The following is a 19,838-nucleotide window of genomic DNA, read 5'->3' as shown; positions in this document are numbered from 1 at the left end:
GGCGCGTCGAGCCGGCCGTCCGGGCGCAGCGGGATCAGGGCGCGCGTGGGCGGCGAGAAGATGTCGGCATAGGCGGCGACATCGCGCAGGCCGGCGGGCGTCGCCATGTCGGCATACGTCAGCTTGCCGCCGGCCGCGGCCACGTCGCTGGGCCGGGTGGCGCCGACGCCGACCAGCTGCATCAGGCGCAGGTTGGCCCGCTTGCCCAGCTTCTCGCGCAGGTAGCGCAGGTTGGCCACCTCGAAAGACTGGATCTCGACCGGCGCCCGCCGCGTGTATTCGTGCGCCGCCAGGGTGGCGATGAAACGGTCCTCCAGCGCCAGCTTGCGCGCGGCGAAGTAGGTCGAGCTTTTCAGTTCCGGCACCAGCCCGATCAGGCGCCCCGTGACGGCCGACTGGGCTGCCACGAAGTCGATCACCTCCTCGAACGTCACCAGCTGGAACATGCCGTCGTAGCGCGCGCTGCCGGGGCGCGACTGGGGCAAGCGCTCGATGGCGCGCAAGGTCTTCAGTTCGGCCAGGGTGAAGTCGTCGACGAACCAGCCGTCGTGTCGTTCGCCGTCGAGCGTGCGGCGGGTGCGGCGCGACGCGAACTCGCTGCGTCTGGCCACGTCGGTCGTCTCGGTCAGGTCGGCCTCGTGGCGCGCCACCAGGATGCCGTCCTTCGTGCACACCAGGTCCGGTTCGATGAAGTCGGCGCCGTCGGCGATGGCCTTGGCATACGCCGCCAGCGTGTGCTCGGGCCGCAGGGCCGAAGCGCCCCGGTGCGCGAACACCAGCGCCCTGGCGGGCACGGCATGCGCGCCCGGCAGCAGCAGGGCACCCGCCGTGGCGCCGGCGGCGGCGATGAAGCGGCGCCGCGACAGGTGGCGGCGCGGCAGGATCGATTCACTCATGGGTGCCCTCATCAGAAGTCTGCCATCACGGTCAGGAAGCCCTGGCGTGGCGGGATCGGGAAGGTATTGTAGGTCTTGTCGGCCGCGCCGACGACGACATTCAGGCTGCCGGTGCGGTCGGCCAGGTTCGTCACGGTGGCGCGGTAGCGCGCGTTCTTCATCCAGCGGCCGTCGAGGAAGGGCAGCTTGCCGCCCACCGTCAGGTTCATCAGGAAGTAGCTTGGCACGGACAGGTCGTTCGTGTAGGTGGCGTAGCGCTTGCCCACGTACTCGCCCTGCAGGCCGATCTCGGCCGCGCCCAGGTTCAGGGTGGCGACGAACTTGTCCATCCACTCCGGGCTGCCCGGAATAGCCTTGCCGGCCGTGGGCACGGTGGCCGCGCCGTTGCTGTAGTTGTCGTCGTACTTCGAGCGGTTGTACGACAGCGCGTTGTAGAACGAGAAGCGGCGGCCGAAGTGCACGGTGCCGGACAGGTCGACGCCATCGGTCTTCACGCTGCCGACGTTGGCCAGCACGGGATTGCCGCCGATGATGGACGAGATCACCGGGGTCGGGCTGATCGTCAGCAGGCGGTTCTTGAAGTTGACGTGATAGACGCTGACCTGGCCGTCGATGCCGGACACGATGCCGTCGAAGCTGCGGCTGCCGCGCAGGCCGGCCTCGAAGGTGACGGAGGTTTCCGGCTTGGCCGTGGCCTTGAACAGGTCGAAGGCCTGCTGGCTGGCCAGGCTCCACGGCGAGGCACCGCCGCCGCCGTAGGTGACGAACTGGCGCATGTTCTTCTGCAGGTTGACGAAGACCTGGTCCTGGGCGTTCAGGTCCCAGCGCGCGCCCAGCTGCGGCAGGAACCATTTCTTCGTGTCGATATCGCCCACCGGCAGGGCCGTGGAGCCGCCGGCGATGGCGCCCCGTTTCGGCTGCACGGGAAAGTCGCCGCGGGCGAACTGCAGGCTCGACTTGAAGCCGCCCTGCAGCACCAGGTTCGGCGCCACCTGCCACTCGTCCTGCAGGTGCAGCTGCACGACCTTGTTCTCGATCTCGCTGCCGTACTGCGTGATCAGGGAATTTTTCGGACGCTGGTAAGGCGTGCTGGGATTGTTCACGTCCAGCGCGTACCAGCGGCGGTAGGCCTGCGATTCATTGTGCTCGAACCAGACGCCGCCCTGCAGCTTGTGCGCGCCCAGTTCCACGCGCAGGATCGACTGCACGCCGGCCCGGTTGATCTGGTATTCCGTGGTGCGCGTGGCGTAGCCGGAATTGCCGAACACCTGCTTCAGGTTCTGGTTCGGGTAGTAGACGGCGAACAGCGCCGGCAGGCCGGCCACGCCGATGGGGCCGGCCACCACGCCGACGCCGTCGTCGTAGTGGTAGTAGACCTGGTTGGTCCAGGTGGCGTTGTCGGCGATGTTCCACTCGTAGCGGGCGTAGCCCAGGTAGTCCTCGCGCTGGGCATCGCTGTAGTAGTTGCGGTAGTTGTTCCCTTCCGCCGCCGGCGTGGCGCCCGTGGGCGACAGGTAGCCCAGGGCGGCCTGGAAGTCCGGGTACATGAAGGGCCGCGTGTACGGTGCCGACGTTTCGCCCGCCACGTGCACCGTGCTGTCCTCGTTCGGCTCGATCTTGTCGCTGTAGTTGAAGAAGAGGGTGAGCTTGCCGGTGGCATTGTCATTGACGAACTTGGCGTTGAACTGGTCGCCGCCCTGGCGTGCCGCGAAGTCCCACGCGCGCGCCTCGTGGTGCAGCGCGGAGATGTAGGCGCGGCTGTCGCCGAAGCGGCCCGTGTCATAGCGGAGGAAGGTGCGCGACGTCTTGTGGCTGCCCAGCGTCTGCTGCGCGGCGAAGTTGCGCTCGGCCAGCGGGTCGCTGGAGAAGGTCTCGATGGTGCCGCCCAGGTTGCTGGTGGACGCCGTGGCCAGGTCGCCCGCGCCCGAGGACAGCACGACGCCGCGCACGTTCTCCGAGATCACGGCGCGCTGCGGCGACAGCCCGTTGTAGTTGCCGTACTGCTGGTCGCCCAGCGGCACGCCATCCATCGTGTAGCCCAGCTGCTGGCCCGAGAAGCCGTGCACCGTCAGCGACAGATTCTGTTCGTTGTTACCCCACGGGTCTGCCGTCTGGAAGTTCACGCCGGGCAGCGTCTGCAGGGCCTTCAGCGGATTGATACCGGGCAGGATCTTCTGGATCTCGTCCTGCTTCAGCGCCACCGACGAGCGCGTGCGGCGCGTGACGATTTCCACCGTGGCGACGGGACCGACGGCCGCCGCCGCATCGGCGTCCACGCCATCCGCCGCCGCCGGGGCCGCCATGTTGGCGACGGCCGCCGCCACGTTTTCCGCCATCGCCAGCGGGGCCAGCGCCAGGGCTGCGCATGCCGCCGCCACCTTCAGGTTCTTGTTCATCTGTTCTGCCTGTCCATGCAAAGTAAAGACGCGCAGCGTAACGGGCCGATATGACGGGATCATGACGTTTTGCCATGCGCCGCCGCGCCGGCAGGTGAAAAAATCTGCCGGACATATCGTTGCGACACCCCGACGAAGCGATACAAATCTCCGAAAAATCCCCTCAGTTTGGCAAACATTCGTTCTATACCATGCACGTCGTTGGTTGCGATTCCTCTGCAACCAGGCCGGGACGAAGGCCTGTTCGTCCACCACTTTCCAGCGTCTCACTGAACAACCAGGGAATGACATGAATACACCTGCAGCCAACGACAACGTAATGAACATCCAGTCCGCAAGCCCCGCGGTTCCCGCCATTGGACCGTCGACAGCCGGGGGCCTCGCATTCCAGCTCGAACTCGGCAATCGTTCCCTGGTCTTCAAGCTGGTCGGCCCGGAAGACCGCTATTATGGCGCCGCCGTCGAGCTGGCGCGGGCCGTCTACCTGCGCGCCTACGGCGCCACCATCGCGCCCCGTCCGCACCGCTTTATCGTCTGCATCGACCTGGCAAGCGGCGCGGCCATCGCCTGCGCCGGGCTGTCCTTCGCCGGCCGGGCACCGCTGTTTTCCGAGCACTACCTGGAAGCATCGCTGCCGCAGATGCTGGCCGATGTGTTCCAGCGCGACGTGGCCCGCCGCGATGTCGCCGAGGTGTCGACCTTGGCCACGATCGAGCCTTCGATCGGCGCGGAGCTGATGCGCGCGCTGCCGCTGGTCTGCTGGTATCTCGGCCTGCGCGCCGTGCTGTGCACCGCCACGACGAAGCTGCAGCGCAGCTTTGGCACGATGAAGCTGCACTTCCATCCGCTGACGGCGGCCGATCCGGCCCGGCTGCCGGTCGTGCCAGGCGTTAACTGGGGGACGTACTACGACACCCGGCCGATGACGGGCGTGCTGCGCGTCGATGTGCTGGGCGAGTTCTTCGATTCCGTCTGCTGCCGCTACAACCAGCACCTGCTGGCCGCCGAGATCGCCGACGGTGGACAGGAGCTGGTCGCAGCCGCGCCGATGGGGGTGGCGGCATGACGCACTTCATCGACAGCATCCGCACCACGATGCGCGAACGCGCCGGCGACGTGGCGATCGTCCAGCTGGGCGGCACCGTGACGCCGGGCCGGGACGTCACCTACGGCACGCTGGCTGAAGAAAGCAACGCGCTGGCGGCGGCACTTGCCGCGCGGTGCGCGCCGGGCAGCACCGTCGGCCTGGTGGCCGCCAACTCCGTCGCCTGGATCGAGGCCGACCTGGCCCTGCTGATGGGCGGACACGTCGAGGTGCCCGTGCCGCTGGCGTTCAGCGCCGAGCAGGCAGCCCACTTGCTCGGTGCGTGCAGCGTCGTACTGACCGACGACGAAGGTCTGCGCCGTTTCGAGGCATGGCGCGCCGCCGCGCCGCAGGCGTTCCAGTCGATGCCGTGCCTGTCGATCGGCGAACTGGTCGAAGACGCCGCCACCGTGACGGCCCGTGCGCTGTCCATCGGCACGCAGGCAGACCGGGTCTGCAAGGTGATCCACACGTCCGGTACCACCAGCGCGCCCAAGGGGGTGCGGATACGCGTGAACGGCCTGGATGCGCTGCTCGCGTCGCTGTGGCGCCACGCCTCGCGGGACGAGTATGTGCGCTACCTGAACCTGGTCCCGTTCAGCCTCCTCATCGAACAGGTGACGGCGCTGTACATGCCGTTCGCCGCAGGCGGCACCGTCGTGCTGCCGCCGGTGGGCGAAGCGCCGCTGGGCGATCCGGGCGCCGTCGCCGCCGACAAGCTGGCGCTGCTGCGGCGTGCCTGCCCCAGTGCGGTGACGTTGCCGCCGTCGCTGGTGGAAGCGCTGGCCATGGCGGCGGACCGTCTGCCGGACCTGGACACGGCGGCCCTGTGCGAGGCGCTGTTCGGCCGCCCCACGGCGCCGCTGATCGCGGCCGGCGGCGCGCCCGTCGCCGCCGACACGATCCGGCGGCTGGACGCGCGCGGCATCACCGTGCTGCAAGGGTATGGCCTGTCCGAGAACAGCTCCGTCGTATCGTGGAACACGCGGGCCGAGAACCGCATCGGCAGCGTCGGCAAGCCGTTGGCGCACGTGGAGTGCAAGCTGGGGCCGGATGGTGAGCTGGGCGTGCGCAGCGCCTCGCTGTTCGCCGGCTACAGCGGCAGCGATCCCAGCGCCTGCCATACCGATGCCGACGGCTGGCTATGGACGGGCGACCTGGCCGAGATCGATGCCGACGGCTTCATCACGATCATCGGCCGCAAGAAGAACCTGATCATCACGGCGCACGGCCGCAACGTGTCGCCGGAGCCGGCCGAGGCCTCGTACCGCAGCGTGGCCGGTGTCGCCGACATCGTGCTGCTGGGCGAAGGACAGGAAACGCTGTCGGCCTACGTGCTGACGGCCCCCGGCGTCGACCAGGCCAGGCTGCGGCACGAACTGGAACGCCATGGCGAGCGCTGGCTCTCCGGCGTCGAACGCGCCAGCACCTTTGTATTCGAGGCCGATGCGCCGGCCCTGCGGGCCAGCCTGTTCACCGTCACGGGCCGGCCGCGCCGCCAGGACGTGGAGCGCCATGTGCGCGCCAAGGCTGGTGCCACCGCCACTCATCAACCTTAATTTATTTTTTTTTGGAGAACCACGTGCAAACTGCAGCTCATTCTTCCCAGGCAGGTCTGGTGGTACAAGCGGAGGCGGGCGATGCCCTGGCCTCGATCGACAAGGCGCAACTGGCCAACTGGCTGGGCCGCCACGGCTATATCGTGCTGCGGGGCTTCGCGTGCGACGTGCAGGGCTTCTCGGACCTGGTGCGCGCCCACAGCAGCCGCATCAGCCTCGATCCGGCCCGCCAGTTCCACGACAAGGACGGCAAGGTGCTGGCGCAGAAGGTCGATGCGGGCATGGACGCCATCGGCCTGCACTGCGAGAACGGCAACAGCCCCCTGTGGCCCGACCTGTGCTGGTTCTTCTGCACGCAGGCCCCGGCCGTGGGATCGCAGACCACCGTCTGCGACGGTGCCGCCGTGTACCGCGACCTGTCGCCGCAGATGCGCGCGGCACTGTCCCAGGACATCGTGTATACGCGCAGCGTCGGCGTGGAGCTGTGGAAGAACTACGTACGGCATGCATCCGATGACGGCCAGGAAGCGGCGGACACGCGCACCTGCTTCCAGCGCCTGCTGGGCCTTGTTGACGCCAGCGGCACGACGCAGGTCGAGCTGAACGAGGACGACTCGGTCACATACAGCTTCCGCACGCCGCCGGTCCTGCACCGTTCGCCGTTCAGCCCCGGCGTGCCGGCTTTTGCCAACAGCATCTTCGGGCCGTCGTTCAACTACGAGCGTCCCCGGATCACGTTTGCGGACGGCACGCCGTTGTCGGACGCGATGCGTGCGGCGCTGGACGACGTCTGCCAGCGGCACACGGTCGACGTGGGCTGGCAGGACAACGACATCGTCGTCATCGACAATGCCCGCGTCATGCACGGCCGCCGCCGCATCGAGGATACGCGGCGCACCATCTACAACGCGCTGAGCTATTACTGAAGGGATCTGACGGCGGGAAGGGAACGGAGGATGAATCCCGGCCGAGCGCCGGGATGTCAGGAAGGCTTGCCACGAAACAGGGGACTGTCCCCGGTTTCGCGGGTTCGTGGCTTCAGTGCTTCGCTTCGGTGGCGTGGATCAGCGCCTCGGCCGGTGCATCGCTGGCGAACAGCTGGGCGCAGTCGACGGCGTCGTAGTCGTAGTGCTTGCCGCAGAAATCGCAGTTGATGCCCAGCTTGCCCTGTTCGGCCAGCGCCGCCTCGACTTCCTCCTGGCCCAGCATCTTGAGCATATTGCCCACTTTCTCGCGGTTGCAGGTGCAGTGGAAACTGGGGTGGACGGGGTCGAACACGCGGATGGTCTCTTCCCAGAACAGGCGCTGCATCAGCACGTCGATGGTGGTGGTGAGCATTTCCTCCTGCTTCAGGGTCGAGCCCAGCAGCACGGCCCGGTTCCACGTTTCCAGCGCGTCTTCCTGGCTGACGGGGTTGGCTTCGGCCTTGCCGCCATGCAGGGGCAGCTTCTGCAGCAGCAGGCCGCGCGCCGTGTTGTCGTCGGCCGCCAGCCACAGCTTCGTGTCGAGCTGTTCCGAGCGCAGCATGTAGTGCTCGATAACGGTGGACACGTCGTCGCCGTCCAGCGGCACGATGCCCTGGTAGGGCTGCTGGCCCGGCACCTTTTCGGCCGGGTCCAGCGTGATGATGAAGCGGCCCTTGCCGTGCTGGTTCAGCAGCGCGATCAGCCCGGCATCGTCGGCCACGGTCTCGCCTTCGTTGACCTTGGCCGTGGCGCGCATGCGCAGCTGCGAATCGCATTCGACCACCAGCAGGCGCACGGGGCCGTCGCCGTGGATCTGCATGACGATGGAGCCGTTGAATTTCAGGTTGGCCGACAGCAGCGCGGCGGCCGACACCATCTGGCCCAGCAGCCGCTTGACGGCGACGGGGTACGCATGGCGGGTCTGGATTTCACGCCACGTGGCGGAAATGTCGACCAGCTCGCCACGTACGGCGGCGTTGTCGAAAATAAATTTTTGCAGCGTATCCTGGGTCATGCTTTATCCAATCTTTTTGAGTTGTGTCTTGAACAGCTGTGCCCTCTGCACGTAGCTGTCGGCGCTGGCCAGCAGGCGCGCCACATCGTCCGCCGACAGTTCACGCACGGCTTTCGCGGGCGAACCGATGATCAGCATATTGTCGGGAAATTCTTTCCCCTCCGTGACGAGGGCGCCGGCACCCACCAGGCAGCCCTTGCCGATCTTCGCCCCGTTCAGGATCACGGCCTGGATGCCGATCAGCGCGCCGTCGCCGACGGTACAGCCGTGCAGCATGGCCTGGTGCCCGATCGTCACGTTCGCCCCGATCGTCAGCGGATGGCCGATATCGGTATGCATCACCGTGCCTTCCTGGACATTGCTGCCCGGGCCGATCGTGATGCGCTCGTTGTCGCCGCGCAGGGTGGCTCCAAACCATACCGAGCTGTGGGTGTCGAGCGTGACCTTGCCGATCACGGTGGCGCTGTCGGCAACGAATGCGGAGGCATCGATCGCGGGCACATGCTCGCCCAGCTGGTATATGGCCATGACTGTCCTTGTCGAGGGAAAAATAGTGTCGGTATTTTACGCCCTCGGGCGGCAACGCCGGGCGCCGTTCAAATTTAGAACGGTCGTGCTAATATAAGCTTTTCCCGATGGTAAGGGGCGCATATTGCGCTCCTCGCGGCAATTTCAAGACGAGTCACCCATGAAAGCTTCCCGTTCCGAATTCCTCACCGTGCGCGGCCTGCGCACCCACGTGCGCCATTGGGGCCGCGAAGGCGCGCCCAAGATCTTCATGCTGCATGGCTGGATGGACGTGGGAGCGTCGTTCCAGTTCGTCGTCGACCACCTGGACGGCGACTGGCACGTGATCGCGCCGGACTGGCGCGGCTTCGGCCTGACCGAGCGGCCCGGCACGGACACCTACTGGTTCCCCGACTACCTGGCCGACCTGGATGCGCTGCTGCGCCACTACCAGCCGGAAGGGGCTGTCAACCTGCTGGGCCACAGCATGGGCGGCAATATCGTCGGCATCTACGCGGGCGTGCGGCCCGAACGCATTCGCCGCCTGATCAACCTGGAAGGCTTCGGCCTGAAGGCGGCCGTGCCGGAAGACGCGCCGGGCAAGTATGCCAGGTGGCTGGACGAACTGATCGATCCGCCCGTGATGCGGGCCTACCCGTCCGAGGCGGCCGTGGCGGCCCGGCTGCAAAAGACCAATCCGCGCCTGACGGACGAACGGGCCACCTTCCTGGCCGGGCACTGGTCGGCGCAGAACGATGCGGGCGAATGGGAAATCCTGGGCGACCCGGTGCACAAGCAGGGCAGCCCGCTGCCATACCACGTGGAAGATATCCTGGCATGCTGGCGCCGCATCACGGCGCCCGTGCTGTGGGTCGAGGCGGAGGACACCAATATGTGGCTGTGGATGGGCGGGCGTGAGGAAGGGCGCCGCGAGGTGGACCGCCGCATGGCCCATATCGCCGACGTGACGCCGAAGATGATGCCGGATGCAGGCCATATGCTGCACCACGACCAGCCGGCGCTGCTGGCGGCCATGATCGGCGAGTTTCTAGCTTGAACTTCGTGGCTTGAACTTCGTGGCTTGAACTTCGTGGCCTGAAATTCGTCGCCTGACGGGCCAGGACCGGCAGTGGCGCGGCAGTGGCGCGGCAGGCAGCGTACAATGCAACTTCGTTCAACGTTGCCCGATCCAGCCGCCAAACCGCCATGAAAGTAGACCTGCACTGCCACTCCAACGTCTCCGACGGCGTCCTGCCGCCCGCCCTTGTGGCGGCCCATGCGCGCAAGGGCGGCGTCGACGTGTGGGCGCTCACCGACCATGACGAGGTGGGCGGCACCGCCGCCGCGCGCGCTGCGGCCGGCGAACAGGGCATGCGCTTCGTGGCCGGCGTGGAAATCTCCATCACCTGGGGCGGCGAGACGGTGCACATCGTCGGCCTGCAGATCGACGAAAACGATGCCGGCTTGCTGCAGGGGCTGGAGGCGACACGCTCCGGGCGCGATGCGCGCGGGCGCGAGATCGGCGTGCAACTGGCAAAGGCCGGCATTCCCGGCGCCTACGAGGGCGCCATGAGCTATGTCGACAATCCGGCCCTGATGTCGCGCACGCACTTTGCCCGCTACCTGGTGCAGGAGGGTTACTGCGCCAATATCGGCGAAGTGTTCCGCAAATACCTGTCCGAAGGCAAGCCGGGTTATGTGCCGCACCGCTGGGCCAGCCTGCAGGACGCGGTGGGCTGGATCCGGGGTGCCGGCGGCATTGCCGTCATCGCGCACCCGGGCCGCTACCGCTTCAACGCAATGCAGCAGGGCGTGCTGTTCGACGAATTCAAGCAGCTGGGCGGCGCCGCCATCGAGGTGGTGACGGGCAGCCATACGCCGGACCAGTATCCCGTGTATGCCCAGCTGGCCAATGCCTACGGCTTCCTCGCTTCGCGCGGCACGGACTTCCATGCCCCGGGCGAGGCCCGCGTCGATTTCGCCGCACTGCCGCCGCTGCCGGGCAACGTCACGCCCGTCTGGCACGACTGGTTCTGAATAGAATTTCTTAAGGGCAATTTAAGCCCGGCCGGCCTTGTATTCCGACCGCGGCGCCGCCACCTTCGCACTCGACGGCGGGTGTCTTATTGCCGCCATATACTTGTCCTATAGTTAACGCTTAATCCGTCCAACGGAGCAGAGAAAAATGAAACGTATCGTCCTCTTCATCGCGACCAACCTGGCTGTGATGCTGGTGCTGTCCATTGTGCTGTCGCTGCTGGGCATCGGCCGCCCCGGCGCGGGCGGGCAGCTGCAACTGGGCAGCCTGCTGGCGTTTTCGCTGGTGGTCGGGTTTACCGGCGCCATCATTTCGCTGTTGATCTCCAAGCCGATGGCGAAATGGTCGACGGGCGCGCGCGTCATCGACACGCCGCAGAACTCCACCGAGCAGTGGCTCGTGGCGACCGTGCACGGCCTGGCCCAGCGCGCCGGCATCGGCATGCCGGAAGTGGCCGTGTATGACGGCGAACCGAATGCCTTCGCCACGGGCGCGTTCAAGAATTCGGCCCTGGTGGCGGTGTCGACGGGCTTGCTCCAGTCGATGAATCGCGACGAGGTCGAGGCCGTGCTGGGCCACGAAGTGGCGCACATCGCCAACGGCGACATGGTAACGATGACGTTGATCCAGGGCGTCGTCAACACCTTCGTCGTGTTCCTGGCCCGTATCGTCGGCTTCTTCGTCGACAAGGTCCTGCTGCGTAATAACGAAGACCGCGGCCCCGGCATCGGCTATATGGTGACGGTGTTCGTCTGCGAGATCCTGTTCGGCCTGTTGGCCTCGATCATCGTGGCCTGGTTCTCGCGCCAGCGCGAGTTCCGTGCCGACGCCGGTTCGGCCCAGCTGCTGGGCAGCCCCGTGCCGATGCAGCACGCGCTGGCCCGCCTGGGCGGCATGGAGCCGGGCGCGTTGCCGCAGAATATGGCGGCCTCGGGCATCACGGGCGGCGGCGGCTGGTCGGCGCTGTTCTCCACCCACCCACCATTCGAACAGCGCATCGCCGCCCTTCAGGCGATCCGCTAAGCACAGGAATCCATGAGTCAATACTTCCAGATCCACCCGCAAAATCCCCAGCTCCGCCTGATCAAGCAGGCGGCCCAGATCATCCACGGCGGCGGTGTCGTCGCCGTGCCCACCGATTCCTGCTACGCGCTCGTGTGTCACCTGGACGACAAGGCGGCCGTCGAGCGCCTGCGCCGCATCCGCGGCATCGACGAGAAGCACCACCTGGCGCTGCTGTGCCGCGATCTGTCCGAGATCGGCGTGTATGCGCGGGTCGACAACCGCCAGTTCCGCCTGTTAAAGCTGGGCACGCCGGGCCCGTTTACGTTCATCCTGGAAGCAACCCGTGTGGTGCCGCGCCGGCTGTCGCACCCGTCGCGCAAGACCATCGGCCTGCGCGTGCCGGAAACGCCCATCGTCGAGGCGCTGATGCGCGAGCTGGAGCAGCCGCTGCTGTCGTCGACCTTGATCCTGCCGGGCGACGAGGAGCCGCTGAACGACCCGGAAGCGATCCAGGAACGCATCGGCAAGCAGCTCGACCTCGTCATCGACGGCGGCGCCTGCAGCATGGCGATGACGACCGTGGTCGACCTGACGGGTGACGAGCCGGAACTGGTGCGCGTGGGCCGGGGCGATCCCGCCACCCTGGGCCTGTGACCGCCTTTGCCCGTATCTGCATCCCACCCTTACACCCCCAACCCGGAGCCCCCGCCAGGCCGTCCTTGCCGGTCTGGTAAAATTTTCCCATGAGTGAATTCGACCTGGTAATCCGGAATGTCGCGCTGTACGCCATTCCCGTGCTGTTCGCCATTTCCCTGCACGAAGCGGCGCACGGTTACGTGGCGCGCTATTTCGGCGACCCCACCGCCAGCGAGCAGGGCCGGCTGACGGCCAACCCCTTGAGCCATATCGACCCCTTCGGTACCGTCGTGCTGCCGCTGCTGACGTATTACTTCCTGCAGATGCCATTCGGGTATGCCAAGCCCGTGCCGGTCGATTACAGCCGCCTGCGCAACCCGAAGAAGCAGATGGGCTTCGTGGCCGCGGCCGGCCCGGCCTCCAACTTCGCCATGGCGCTGGCGTGGGCCACCTGGGGCATCCTGCTCAACGCCATGCACGTTACCGAACCGTTCCTGATCGGCATGGCCCAGGGGGGCGTCATCGTCAATGCCGTCATGTGCGTGTTCAACCTGCTGCCGGTACCGCCGCTGGACGGCGGCAGGGTCGTCACGGCGATGCTGCCCGATCCGCTGGCGCGCCGCTATGCCCGCATCGAGCAGTACACGCCCTACATCTTCATCGCGCTGATCCTGCTGATGTATTCGGGCATCCTCAGCTCGCTGCTGACGAGCCTGGTGCGTGGCCTGATAGCGCTGATCGGCCTGCTGGTCATGCCCCTCACCGCGCTGCTGTACTGACGTCGCGTCGCCATGTATCCCGACCGCGTCGTCTCCGGCATGCGTCCCACGGGCAGTTTGCACCTGGGCCATTACCACGGCGCGCTGAAGAACTGGATCCGGCTGCAGGCCGAGCAGCCCTGCCTGTTCTTCGTGGCCGACTGGCACGCGCTGACGACGCACTACGACGACCCGTCCATCATCGAGAAGGCCGCGTGGGAAATGATGGTGGACTGGCTGGCCGCCGGCGTCGACCCCAGCCAGGCCACCTTGTTCATCCAGTCGCGCGTGCCCGAGCACGCCGAACTGCATCTGTTGCTGTCGATGGCCACGCCGCTGGGCTGGCTGGAGCGCGTGCCGGCTTACCGCGACCGCGTCGACAATCTGGCCCCGCACGAGCAGGCCACGTACGGCTTCCTCGGCTACCCGCTGCTGCAGGCGGCGGACGTGCTGGTCTATCGTGCCAGCGCCGTGCCCGTGGGCGAGGACCAGCTGCCGCACGTGGAAATGATGCGCGAGATCGCCCGCCGCTTCAATTACCTGTACGGCAAGGAACCCGGCTTCGAGCAGAAGGCCCAGGATGCGGTGAAGAAGCTGGGCAGCAAGCGCGCCCGGCTGTACAACGAGCTGCGCACCCAGTACCAGCAGAACGGCGACGACGAGGCGCTGGCCCAGGCCAAGGCCATGCTGGACGAGGCCGGCAGCCTGTCCATGATCGACCGCGAGCGCCTGTTCGGCTACCTGGAAGGCAGCCGCAAGCTGATCCTGGTGGAACCGCAGGCGCAGCTGACGGCGACGGCGCGCCTGCCGGGCCTGGACGGCGGCAAGATGAGCAAGAGCGGCGGCAACGCCATCGGCCTGCGCGAGGACAAGGCGGGCGTGACGCAGAAGGTGCGCACGATGCCGACCGACCCGGCGCGGGTGCGCCGCACGGACCCGGGCGAACCGGCCCGCTGTCCCGTCTGGCAGTTTCATCAGGTATATTCCGATACGCCGACGCAGGAGTGGGCCGCCAGGGGCTGCCGCTCGGCCGGGATCGGCTGCCTGGAATGCAAGCAACCCGTCATCGATGCCATCGTGGCGGAGCTGGAACCCATGCAGGAGCGGGCCCAGCCTTATTTGGACGACCCGTCGCTGGTGCGTGCCATCGTCGCCGACGGCGTCGACACGGCGCGCAAGCTGGCGCAGGAAACCATGCGCGACGTGCGCGAGGCGATGGGCCTGGATTACACGTGAAGCGGCGGGACGACTTTTACGAGCGCGACTTTTACCAGTGCGACTTTTACCAGCGGATGAACTGAATGAACGATGCAAAGAACGATGTGACGGATGGAAGCAACCGGGCCGCAGGCGACGTGATCTCCCCGTGGGTGGCGCGCTTCGCGCCCCTGGTGCCGGGCGGCGAAGTGCTGGACCTGGCTTGCGGCGCAGGGCGTCATGCGCGCCACCTGGCCGCGCTGGGCCATGCCGTCGTTGCGGTGGACCGCGACCCGGCCATGCTGGCGGCCGCCGCCGGCCCCGGCATCGTCACCAGCGAAATCGACCTGGAAGGCGAGGGCGATGCATGGCCCTTCGGCCCGAACCGCTTTGCCGGCATCGTCGTGACGAACTATCTGCATCGCCCCCTGTTGGCGGGCATGATCGGCAGCCTGGCGGCGAACGGCGTGCTGATCTACGAGACATTTGCGGACGGCAATGCCGCTTTCGGCAAGCCGGGTAATCCGGATTTCCTGCTGAAGGCGGGCGAACTGCTGGAAGTGGCTCGTCAGCATGGCCTGCGTGTCATCGCTTTCGAGGATGGCATCGTTAACCACCCGAAACAAGCCATGGTCCAGCGCATGTGCGCCGTCAAGGTGGAGTTCCCAAGGGAGGCCGCGCTGCTGGCAGGTGGTACAGCTTGACTGGAAGATTGATTCCAGCCTGAAAACCACCACAGGCACAGGCTATCGTCTACAATCGACGTTTTAATAATTTTAGCAATAGGTTTTCCTATGATTAAGGGCAGCATTGTAGCAATCGTTACCCCGATGCACGCAGACGGCAGTCTCGACTACGAAGCACTTGACGGGTTGATCGACTGGCATATCGCCGAAGGTACGGATGGCATCGTTATCGTCGGCACGACGGGCGAATCGGCCACCGTCACCGTGGAAGAGCACTGTGCGCTCGTCAAGGCCTGCGTCGACCGCGTGGCCGGGCGCATTCCCGTCATCGCCGGCACGGGCGGCAACTCGACGGCCGAAGCCATCGAACTGACCCGTTTCGCCAAGGAAGCCGGCGCGGACGCGACCCTGCAAGTGGTCCCTTACTACAATCGCCCCACCCAGGAAGGCATGTACCGCCACTTCAAGGCCATTGCCGAAGCGGTGGACCTGCCCGTGATCCTGTACAACGTGCCCGGCCGGACGGTCGCGGACATGTCCAACGAAACCATCCTGCGCCTGGCCGCCATCGCCAATATCGTCGGCGTCAAGGATGCCACCGGCAATATCGGCCGCGGCCTCGACCTGCTGCGCCTGGCCCCGAGCGACTTCGCCGTCTATTCGGGCGACGATCCCACGGCCATGGCGCTGATGCTGGCCGGCGGCAAGGGCAATATCTCCGTCACGGCCAACGTAGCTCCCCGTGCGATGGCCGAGCTGTGCGCCGCTGCCATGAACGGCGAGATCGCCAAGGCCATCGAGATCAACAACCGCGTCTTCCCGCTGCACCAGAAACTGTTCGTCGAACCGAATCCCGTGCCAGCCAAATGGGCCCTGGCGGAAATGGGCAAGATGCCAGCCGGCATCCGCCTGCCCCTGGTGCCCCTCGCCGAAGAGTTCCACCCCGCCGTGCGTGCCGCCCTGCGCGACGCCGGCGTATTGCAGTAAAGCCCGGACGGCGGGCCGCAGGGCCCGCGCATGTCAGGAAGATTCCAGCTGGTTTTCAGCTTCTACTCAGTAAGCACATGACAAAGAAAGCTTCTCTTACCCCGCAAGGCGGGATCGTGCTCGGCGCGCTCATGCTCAGCCTGACCGGCTGCGGCATGGTTGAATCGGTCGTCGGCAAAAGCACGGTGGACTACAAATCGGCCAAGAAAGCCGTCACGCTGGATGTACCGCCCGACCTGACCCAGCTGCAAAAAGACAACCGCTACGCCTTGCCTGACTCGAGCAGCGGCATCGCCACCGCCTCGGGCTATGCGGCCCAGCGCGCCGGCATGCAGGGCGGTACGCCCGCAGCCGGTTCGCCGGCTGCGGCCGCACCGGCCGGCAACGACGTGGCCAGCACCGGCAACGATAATGTGCGCGTGGTCCGCGCCGGCAACCAGCGCTGGCTGGTCGTCAAGCAGCCGGCCGACGTGCTGTGGCCGCAGCTGAAGTCGTTCTGGGAAGACAATGGCTTCACCCTGTCGCTCGATAACGCAACGGCCGGCGTGATGGAAACGGAGTGGAACGAAAACCGCGCCAAGATTCCCCAGGACTTCATTCGCAGCACGATCGGCAAGGTCTTCGATTCGGCCTATTCCAGCGGCGAGCGCGACAAGTTCCGCACCCGCGTCGAACGCAATGCCGACGGCACCACCGAAATCTTCATCAGCCACCGTGGCGCCGAGGAAGTGCTGACGGGACCGCAGAAGGAAATCGCCACGTGGACCATGCGTCCCACCGACCCGAACCTGGAAGCGCTGTTCCTGGCCCGCCTGATGACGAAGCTTGGCGGCACCGACCAGGCTGTTGCGAAGACGGCCGTCGACAACGCCATCGTGCAGCCGCTGCATGCGTTCCTGAAAGGCGAGGGCGCCAGCCGCCACGTCGAGACGGACGAAGGCTTCGACCGCTCGTGGCGCCGGGTCGGCCTGGCGCTGGACCGTGCCGGCTTCACGGTGGAAGACCGCGACCGCGTGCAGGGCGTGTACTTCGTGCGCTACGTGGCCGACCAGGTCGAGAAGAAGGGCTTCTTCAAGCGCCTGTTCAGCTGGGGTTCGTCGGAAGCGGACAAGGAAGCGCAACGCTACCGCATCGTCGTCAAGGCGGCCGCCGACGGCAACACCAGTCAGGTCACGGTGCAGGACAACAAGGGCCAGCCGGACGCGACGCCGACGGCCGAGAAGATCCTGACCTTGCTGCAGGAACAGCTGAAATAAGCGGTCCGTCGCCAAACGAAAAACCGGCCCCGGCCGGTTTTTTTACGCCTGTTGCAGGTAGTCGCGGTAGAACGCCACGAAGGCCTGGGCGTTGCGGCCCGTGTGTCGTCCCGGCGGCAACACGGCATAAGTGCCGCCCCGCTCTGCCTGCCAGCCGGGCAGCACGCGCACCAGCTGGCCGGTGGCCAGGTCGTCCGCCACGCTGTACTGGTCCAGCATGCCGATGCCGGCCCCATGGCACAGCATCGCGCGCAGGGCGCCGGCGGAATCGGCCTTGATGCGCGAGCGCATCTGCACGGTGCGGCGCTCCCCGCCGGAGCCCGTCAAGGTCCACGTCAGCGGGGCGGGCAGGCGCGTCATGGCCACCCAGTCCAGCGCCGCCAGGTCTTCCGGCACGGACGGCATGCCGGCCCGCGCCAGGTAGGCGGGTGCGGCCACGATGTACTGGTCGAATTCCCCCAGCTTGACGGCACGCAGGCTGGAGTCGCGCAGCCAGCCCATGCGGATCGCCACGTCGATGCCTTCGGCCACCAGGTCGGCGATGCGGTCGGCCGAACGCAGGTCGATGGCGAGAGTCGGGTGCAGGGCGGCGAAGCGGCTCAGGGCAGGTGCCACCGACTGGCTGCCCAGGTCGATCGGCGCCGTGATGCGCAGGCTGCCCGTCAGCGCCGCCGTCGGCGCATGCACCGTGTCGATGGCCGCCTGCAGCTGGTGCAGCAGCGGGGCGCAGCGCGCATGCAGCGCGTGGCCCGCCTCGGTCGGCGCCACCCGCCGCGTCGTGCGGGTAAACAAGGCGACGCCCAACTGGCTTTCCAGCCGCGCCACTTCCACGCTGACCTTGGCCGGCGCCACCCCCAGGCGCCCGGCGGCGGCCGTGAAGCCGCCCGCCTCCACCACGGCGCCAAAGACGATCAGGTCATTCAAGTCGATTTGGCCGGGCAGCATCGGAGTTGGCAGGAAGATTATTAAGAATTTCGGATGAATGAATTATGAACTGATCCGTTTATCGTATCAACGCCAGAGTGCATGATGACCGTCTCGCAACCTGAAAGGATTCAAGATGAAAATCGCATTGATCGGCGCCACCGGCTATGTCGGCTCGGCCCTGCTGGAAGAAGCACTGGCTCGAGGCCACGACGTGACGGCTCTCGTGAAAAGCCCGGAAAAACTGGCCGGCAGGACAGGTGTGACAGCCGTGCGTGCCGATGTGCTGGACCAGGCCGCACTGGCGGAGCGGCTGCGCGGCATGGACGCCGTCGTCAGTGCCTTCAGCGGCCACGCCCAGGCTGACGTGTACGACTATTATGTGCAGGGCATCACAGCCGTGATCGCCGCGACGAAGGCGGCCGGCGTGCCGCGCCTGCTGGTGGTGGGCGGCGCCGGCAGCCTGGAGGTGGCGCCGGGCGTACAACTGGTCGACACGCCGGCGTTTCCGGCCCAATGGAAGGCCACGGCCGAAGGTGCGCGCCAGGCGCTGGCGCTGCTGCAGGCGGAACAGGGCCTGGACTGGACCATGCTGAGTCCGGCCGCCCACCTCGAGCCAGGCCCGCGCACGGGCGTTTTTCGGCTAGGCAAGGACCAGTTGCTGACGGATGCCGCGGGCGGCAGCCATATTTCGCTGGCCGATTATGCCGTGGCAATGTTGGATGAGCTGGAAACGCCGGCCCATTCCAGGACGCGGTTCGCTGTCGCGTATTGATCGGCGTAACCGGATTCAAAGCCCAAACGAAAAAAAACCGCCCGAAGGCGGTTTTTTTCATCAGGCCATCCGAAGATGGCCATGCGACCAATTACTTGGCAGCAGCAGCGGCAGCCGAAGCGGCTTCCGAAGCAGCCGAAGCGGCCGACGAAGCAGCAGCAGCTGCGTCCGAAGCGGCAGCAGCAGCGTCAGCAGCTGGAGCAGCGGCTGGAGCAGCAGCGTCAGCGGCTGGAGCAGCAACTGGAGCGGTAGCGTCAGCAGCAGGAGCAGTGGCTTCTGGGGTTGCAACTGGAGCAACTGGAGCTTCTTCTTTTTTCGAGCAAGCAGCCAGAGCAACGGCCAGCAGGGAGGCGATCAGCAGGGATTTTTTCATTTGTTTTCCTTAATTAATTCACAAATTAAACAATGTTGCGATGAATAATTACCGGTAATTATCGCTCATTAGGGCGTTTCGTGGTCGTTCGGACCATATGGTGCCCCTGACAACGGAAACTTCCTAACCGAATATTATAGCGATTCTTGGTGCGTCGCAATAGTAGCACAGGACGAAATCATAACTATTTTGCAGAAGCGCAATACCAAAGTTACAAGGCCTGCACTACTTTTACGCAGCTTTACCGGCACCAACTCAAAACATCTTGTCGAACGGTCGAGATTGTACTGTTTTCCAGCTTATAAGCCAGTCACATTTGCATGCAAACCAGGCATGCTCTCGGCCCAGATACCTTGATAACGCTCCAAGCTCGTTTGGGTTGACGAAGGCGCATCGAAATCTGCATCGCCGCGGAAGAAATCGGCGTGGAAGCGGCGCACGATGTCGTGGCCGTCGCCAATGCAGAACGAGTCCGTCAGGCCCTTCAACGGGCGGTTCGTCACGCGGCAGTCGATCAGGTGGCGGTAGTCGGCCAGCAGGGCCAGGAAGCGGGGCGCGTCCCGTTCCAGCCGGGCATTGCTGTGCGCCACCAGTTGCAGCCGGCCGCCGCCGCGCAGGAAAGCGCGCAGCAGGGCGTCATTGCGCGTGCTGCCCAGGTCCCACCAGCCAAAGTCGGGATCGAACATCTGCAGGGTGACGCGTGCGCGGCCCAGCAGGGTATCGAGCTGGGCCTGGAACCCGGCCCGGGTGTCGAAGCGCTGCGCCGCCATGCCGGACTCCC

20 protein-coding genes are annotated in these 19,838 nt (G+C 66.1%); 13 read left to right on the top strand and 7 right to left on the bottom strand.

Translation table 11 applies throughout. The features are described 5' to 3' along the window. Positions 1–896: glycerophosphodiester phosphodiesterase family protein (locus GM672_RS08715; protein WP_155470131.1), on the bottom strand; the 896-nt coding region annotated here is incomplete at its 3' end. An 11-nt stretch (positions 897–907) separates the two neighbouring features. Further along, entirely contained in the window at positions 908–3,292 is a 2,385-nt protein-coding gene (locus GM672_RS08710; protein ID WP_155470130.1) for a TonB-dependent receptor, read from the bottom strand. A 289-nt stretch (positions 3,293–3,581) separates the two neighbouring features. Between GM672_RS08710 and GM672_RS08705 the strand changes: the two genes are divergently transcribed. From GM672_RS08705 to GM672_RS08695, 3 genes are read left to right on the top strand one after another with little or no spacing between them, the layout of a single operon-like run. Next, on the top strand, positions 3,582–4,358 hold the full coding sequence (locus tag GM672_RS08705) for a thermostable hemolysin (RefSeq protein ID WP_170299988.1): 777 nt from the start codon (positions 3,582–3,584) through the stop codon (positions 4,356–4,358). After that, positions 4,355–5,935: an AMP-binding protein gene (locus tag GM672_RS28905; protein WP_155470128.1), complete on the top strand. Its 1,581-nt coding sequence runs from the start codon at positions 4,355–4,357 to the stop codon at positions 5,933–5,935. Before GM672_RS08705 ends, GM672_RS28905 begins: the two co-directional genes overlap by 4 nt. Positions 5,936–5,958: 23 nt before the next feature. Beyond that, on the top strand, positions 5,959–6,861 hold the full coding sequence (locus GM672_RS08695) for a TauD/TfdA family dioxygenase (RefSeq protein WP_211517341.1): 903 nt from the start codon (positions 5,959–5,961) through the stop codon (positions 6,859–6,861). A gap of 112 nt (positions 6,862–6,973) precedes the next feature. On the opposite strand, the gene hslO is transcribed toward GM672_RS08695, so the two are convergent. Together hslO and GM672_RS08685 are read right to left on the bottom strand one after the other, a co-directional pair. After that, the gene (gene hslO / locus GM672_RS08690) at positions 6,974–7,915 is read right to left on the bottom strand and encodes an Hsp33 family molecular chaperone HslO (protein WP_155470126.1); all 942 of its coding nucleotides are present in this window, start codon (positions 7,913–7,915) and stop codon (positions 6,974–6,976) included. A 3-nt stretch (positions 7,916–7,918) separates the two neighbouring features. Continuing rightward, the gene (locus GM672_RS08685; RefSeq protein WP_155470125.1) at positions 7,919–8,443 is read right to left on the bottom strand and encodes a gamma carbonic anhydrase family protein; all 525 of its coding nucleotides are present in this window, start codon (positions 8,441–8,443) and stop codon (positions 7,919–7,921) included. 160 nt (positions 8,444–8,603) lie between these two features. On the opposite strand from GM672_RS08685, the gene GM672_RS08680 reads away from it, so the two are divergent. The 9 genes from GM672_RS08680 to bamC all read left to right on the top strand — a co-directional run bounded on the left by GM672_RS08680 (position 8,604) and on the right by bamC (position 16,985). Next, complete coding sequence (locus tag GM672_RS08680) at positions 8,604–9,479, top strand: alpha/beta fold hydrolase (RefSeq protein ID WP_155470124.1); 876 nt, start codon at positions 8,604–8,606, stop codon at positions 9,477–9,479. Between the two features lie 149 nt (positions 9,480–9,628). Continuing rightward, positions 9,629–10,459 carry a 3',5'-nucleoside bisphosphate phosphatase gene (locus GM672_RS08675; RefSeq protein ID WP_155470123.1) on the top strand — a complete coding sequence of 277 codons (831 nt, stop codon included), beginning with the start codon at positions 9,629–9,631 and terminating at the stop codon, positions 10,457–10,459. A gap of 148 nt (positions 10,460–10,607) precedes the next feature. After that, positions 10,608–11,483, top strand: coding sequence for a protease HtpX (gene htpX, locus GM672_RS08670; protein WP_155470122.1), 876 nt, complete (start codon positions 10,608–10,610; stop codon positions 11,481–11,483). A gap of 12 nt (positions 11,484–11,495) precedes the next feature. After that, positions 11,496–12,119, top strand: coding sequence for an L-threonylcarbamoyladenylate synthase (locus GM672_RS08665; RefSeq protein WP_155470121.1), 624 nt, complete (start codon positions 11,496–11,498; stop codon positions 12,117–12,119). 89 nt (positions 12,120–12,208) lie between these two features. After that, entirely contained in the window at positions 12,209–12,880 is a 672-nt protein-coding gene (locus GM672_RS08660) for a site-2 protease family protein (RefSeq protein ID WP_155470120.1), read from the top strand. 12 nt (positions 12,881–12,892) lie between these two features. Further along, a complete protein-coding gene (locus GM672_RS08655; protein ID WP_155470119.1) occupies positions 12,893–14,095 on the top strand; it encodes a tryptophan--tRNA ligase in 1,203 nt (400 codons plus the stop codon). A gap of 65 nt (positions 14,096–14,160) precedes the next feature. Next, on the top strand, positions 14,161–14,760 hold the full coding sequence (locus GM672_RS08650; protein ID WP_155470118.1) for a class I SAM-dependent methyltransferase: 600 nt from the start codon (positions 14,161–14,163) through the stop codon (positions 14,758–14,760). 90 nt (positions 14,761–14,850) lie between these two features. Further along, positions 14,851–15,729 (top strand): 4-hydroxy-tetrahydrodipicolinate synthase, encoded by an 879-nt coding sequence (gene dapA, locus GM672_RS08645; protein WP_155470117.1) that lies wholly within the window; start codon positions 14,851–14,853, stop codon positions 15,727–15,729. A gap of 131 nt (positions 15,730–15,860) precedes the next feature. Beyond that, positions 15,861–16,985: an NlpB/DapX family lipoprotein gene (gene bamC / locus GM672_RS08640; protein WP_155470116.1), complete on the top strand. Its 1,125-nt coding sequence runs from the start codon at positions 15,861–15,863 to the stop codon at positions 16,983–16,985. A 42-nt stretch (positions 16,986–17,027) separates the two neighbouring features. Here bamC and GM672_RS08635 read toward each other — a convergent pair whose 3' ends face one another. Further along, the gene (locus GM672_RS08635) at positions 17,028–17,930 is read right to left on the bottom strand and encodes a LysR family transcriptional regulator (RefSeq protein ID WP_155470115.1); all 903 of its coding nucleotides are present in this window, start codon (positions 17,928–17,930) and stop codon (positions 17,028–17,030) included. Positions 17,931–18,045: 115 nt separating this feature from the next. Here GM672_RS08635 and GM672_RS08630 point away from each other — a divergent pair, with 115 nt between their 5' ends. Continuing rightward, positions 18,046–18,684 carry an NAD(P)-dependent oxidoreductase gene (locus GM672_RS08630; protein ID WP_155470114.1) on the top strand — a complete coding sequence of 213 codons (639 nt, stop codon included), beginning with the start codon at positions 18,046–18,048 and terminating at the stop codon, positions 18,682–18,684. A 91-nt stretch (positions 18,685–18,775) separates the two neighbouring features. On the opposite strand, the gene GM672_RS29160 is transcribed toward GM672_RS08630, so the two are convergent. Together GM672_RS29160 and GM672_RS08620 are read right to left on the bottom strand one after the other, a co-directional pair. Then, the gene (locus GM672_RS29160; protein WP_170299987.1) at positions 18,776–19,057 is read right to left on the bottom strand and encodes a hypothetical protein; all 282 of its coding nucleotides are present in this window, start codon (positions 19,055–19,057) and stop codon (positions 18,776–18,778) included. A 299-nt stretch (positions 19,058–19,356) separates the two neighbouring features. After that, positions 19,357–19,827: a DUF7931 domain-containing protein gene (locus GM672_RS08620; RefSeq protein WP_155470112.1), complete on the bottom strand. Its 471-nt coding sequence runs from the start codon at positions 19,825–19,827 to the stop codon at positions 19,357–19,359. Positions 19,828–19,838: the final 11 nt, after the last annotated feature.

This window comes from Pseudoduganella buxea (genome assembly GCF_009720835.1).
Taxonomy (GTDB): Bacteria; Pseudomonadota; Gammaproteobacteria; order Burkholderiales; family Burkholderiaceae_D; genus Rugamonas; species Rugamonas buxea.
The sequence above is the reverse complement of the archived record's forward strand: the minus strand, read 5'-3'. Positions and strand labels throughout refer to the sequence as shown.

What these genes read in the sequence shown, in the direction of transcription:
- hslO (WP_155470126.1), bottom strand. Translation starts at nt 7,915, where the DNA reads ATGACCCAGGATACGCTGCAAAAATTTATTTTCGACAACGCCGCCGTA.
- GM672_RS08675 (WP_155470123.1), top strand. Translation starts at nt 9,629, where the DNA reads ATGAAAGTAGACCTGCACTGCCACTCCAACGTCTCCGACGGCGTCCTG.
- GM672_RS08660 (WP_155470120.1), top strand. Translation starts at nt 12,209, where the DNA reads ATGAGTGAATTCGACCTGGTAATCCGGAATGTCGCGCTGTACGCCATT.
- dapA (WP_155470117.1), top strand. Translation starts at nt 14,851, where the DNA reads ATGATTAAGGGCAGCATTGTAGCAATCGTTACCCCGATGCACGCAGAC.
- GM672_RS28905 (WP_155470128.1), top strand. Translation starts at nt 4,355, where the DNA reads ATGACGCACTTCATCGACAGCATCCGCACCACGATGCGCGAACGCGCC.
- GM672_RS08620 (WP_155470112.1), bottom strand. Translation starts at nt 19,827, where the DNA reads ATGGCGGCGCAGCGCTTCGACACCCGGGCCGGGTTCCAGGCCCAGCTC.
- GM672_RS08630 (WP_155470114.1), top strand. Translation starts at nt 18,046, where the DNA reads ATGAAAATCGCATTGATCGGCGCCACCGGCTATGTCGGCTCGGCCCTG.
- GM672_RS08710 (WP_155470130.1), bottom strand. Translation starts at nt 3,292, where the DNA reads ATGAACAAGAACCTGAAGGTGGCGGCGGCATGCGCAGCCCTGGCGCTG.
- GM672_RS08635 (WP_155470115.1), bottom strand. Translation starts at nt 17,930, where the DNA reads ATGCTGCCCGGCCAAATCGACTTGAATGACCTGATCGTCTTTGGCGCC.
- GM672_RS08680 (WP_155470124.1), top strand. Translation starts at nt 8,604, where the DNA reads ATGAAAGCTTCCCGTTCCGAATTCCTCACCGTGCGCGGCCTGCGCACC.
- GM672_RS08665 (WP_155470121.1), top strand. Translation starts at nt 11,496, where the DNA reads ATGAGTCAATACTTCCAGATCCACCCGCAAAATCCCCAGCTCCGCCTG.
- GM672_RS08705 (WP_170299988.1), top strand. Translation starts at nt 3,582, where the DNA reads ATGAATACACCTGCAGCCAACGACAACGTAATGAACATCCAGTCCGCA.
- htpX (WP_155470122.1), top strand. Translation starts at nt 10,608, where the DNA reads ATGAAACGTATCGTCCTCTTCATCGCGACCAACCTGGCTGTGATGCTG.
- GM672_RS08650 (WP_155470118.1), top strand. Translation starts at nt 14,161, where the DNA reads ATGAACGATGCAAAGAACGATGTGACGGATGGAAGCAACCGGGCCGCA.
- bamC (WP_155470116.1), top strand. Translation starts at nt 15,861, where the DNA reads ATGCTCAGCCTGACCGGCTGCGGCATGGTTGAATCGGTCGTCGGCAAA.
- GM672_RS29160 (WP_170299987.1), bottom strand. Translation starts at nt 19,057, where the DNA reads ATGAAAAAATCCCTGCTGATCGCCTCCCTGCTGGCCGTTGCTCTGGCT.
- GM672_RS08655 (WP_155470119.1), top strand. Translation starts at nt 12,893, where the DNA reads ATGTATCCCGACCGCGTCGTCTCCGGCATGCGTCCCACGGGCAGTTTG.
- GM672_RS08685 (WP_155470125.1), bottom strand. Translation starts at nt 8,443, where the DNA reads ATGGCCATATACCAGCTGGGCGAGCATGTGCCCGCGATCGATGCCTCC.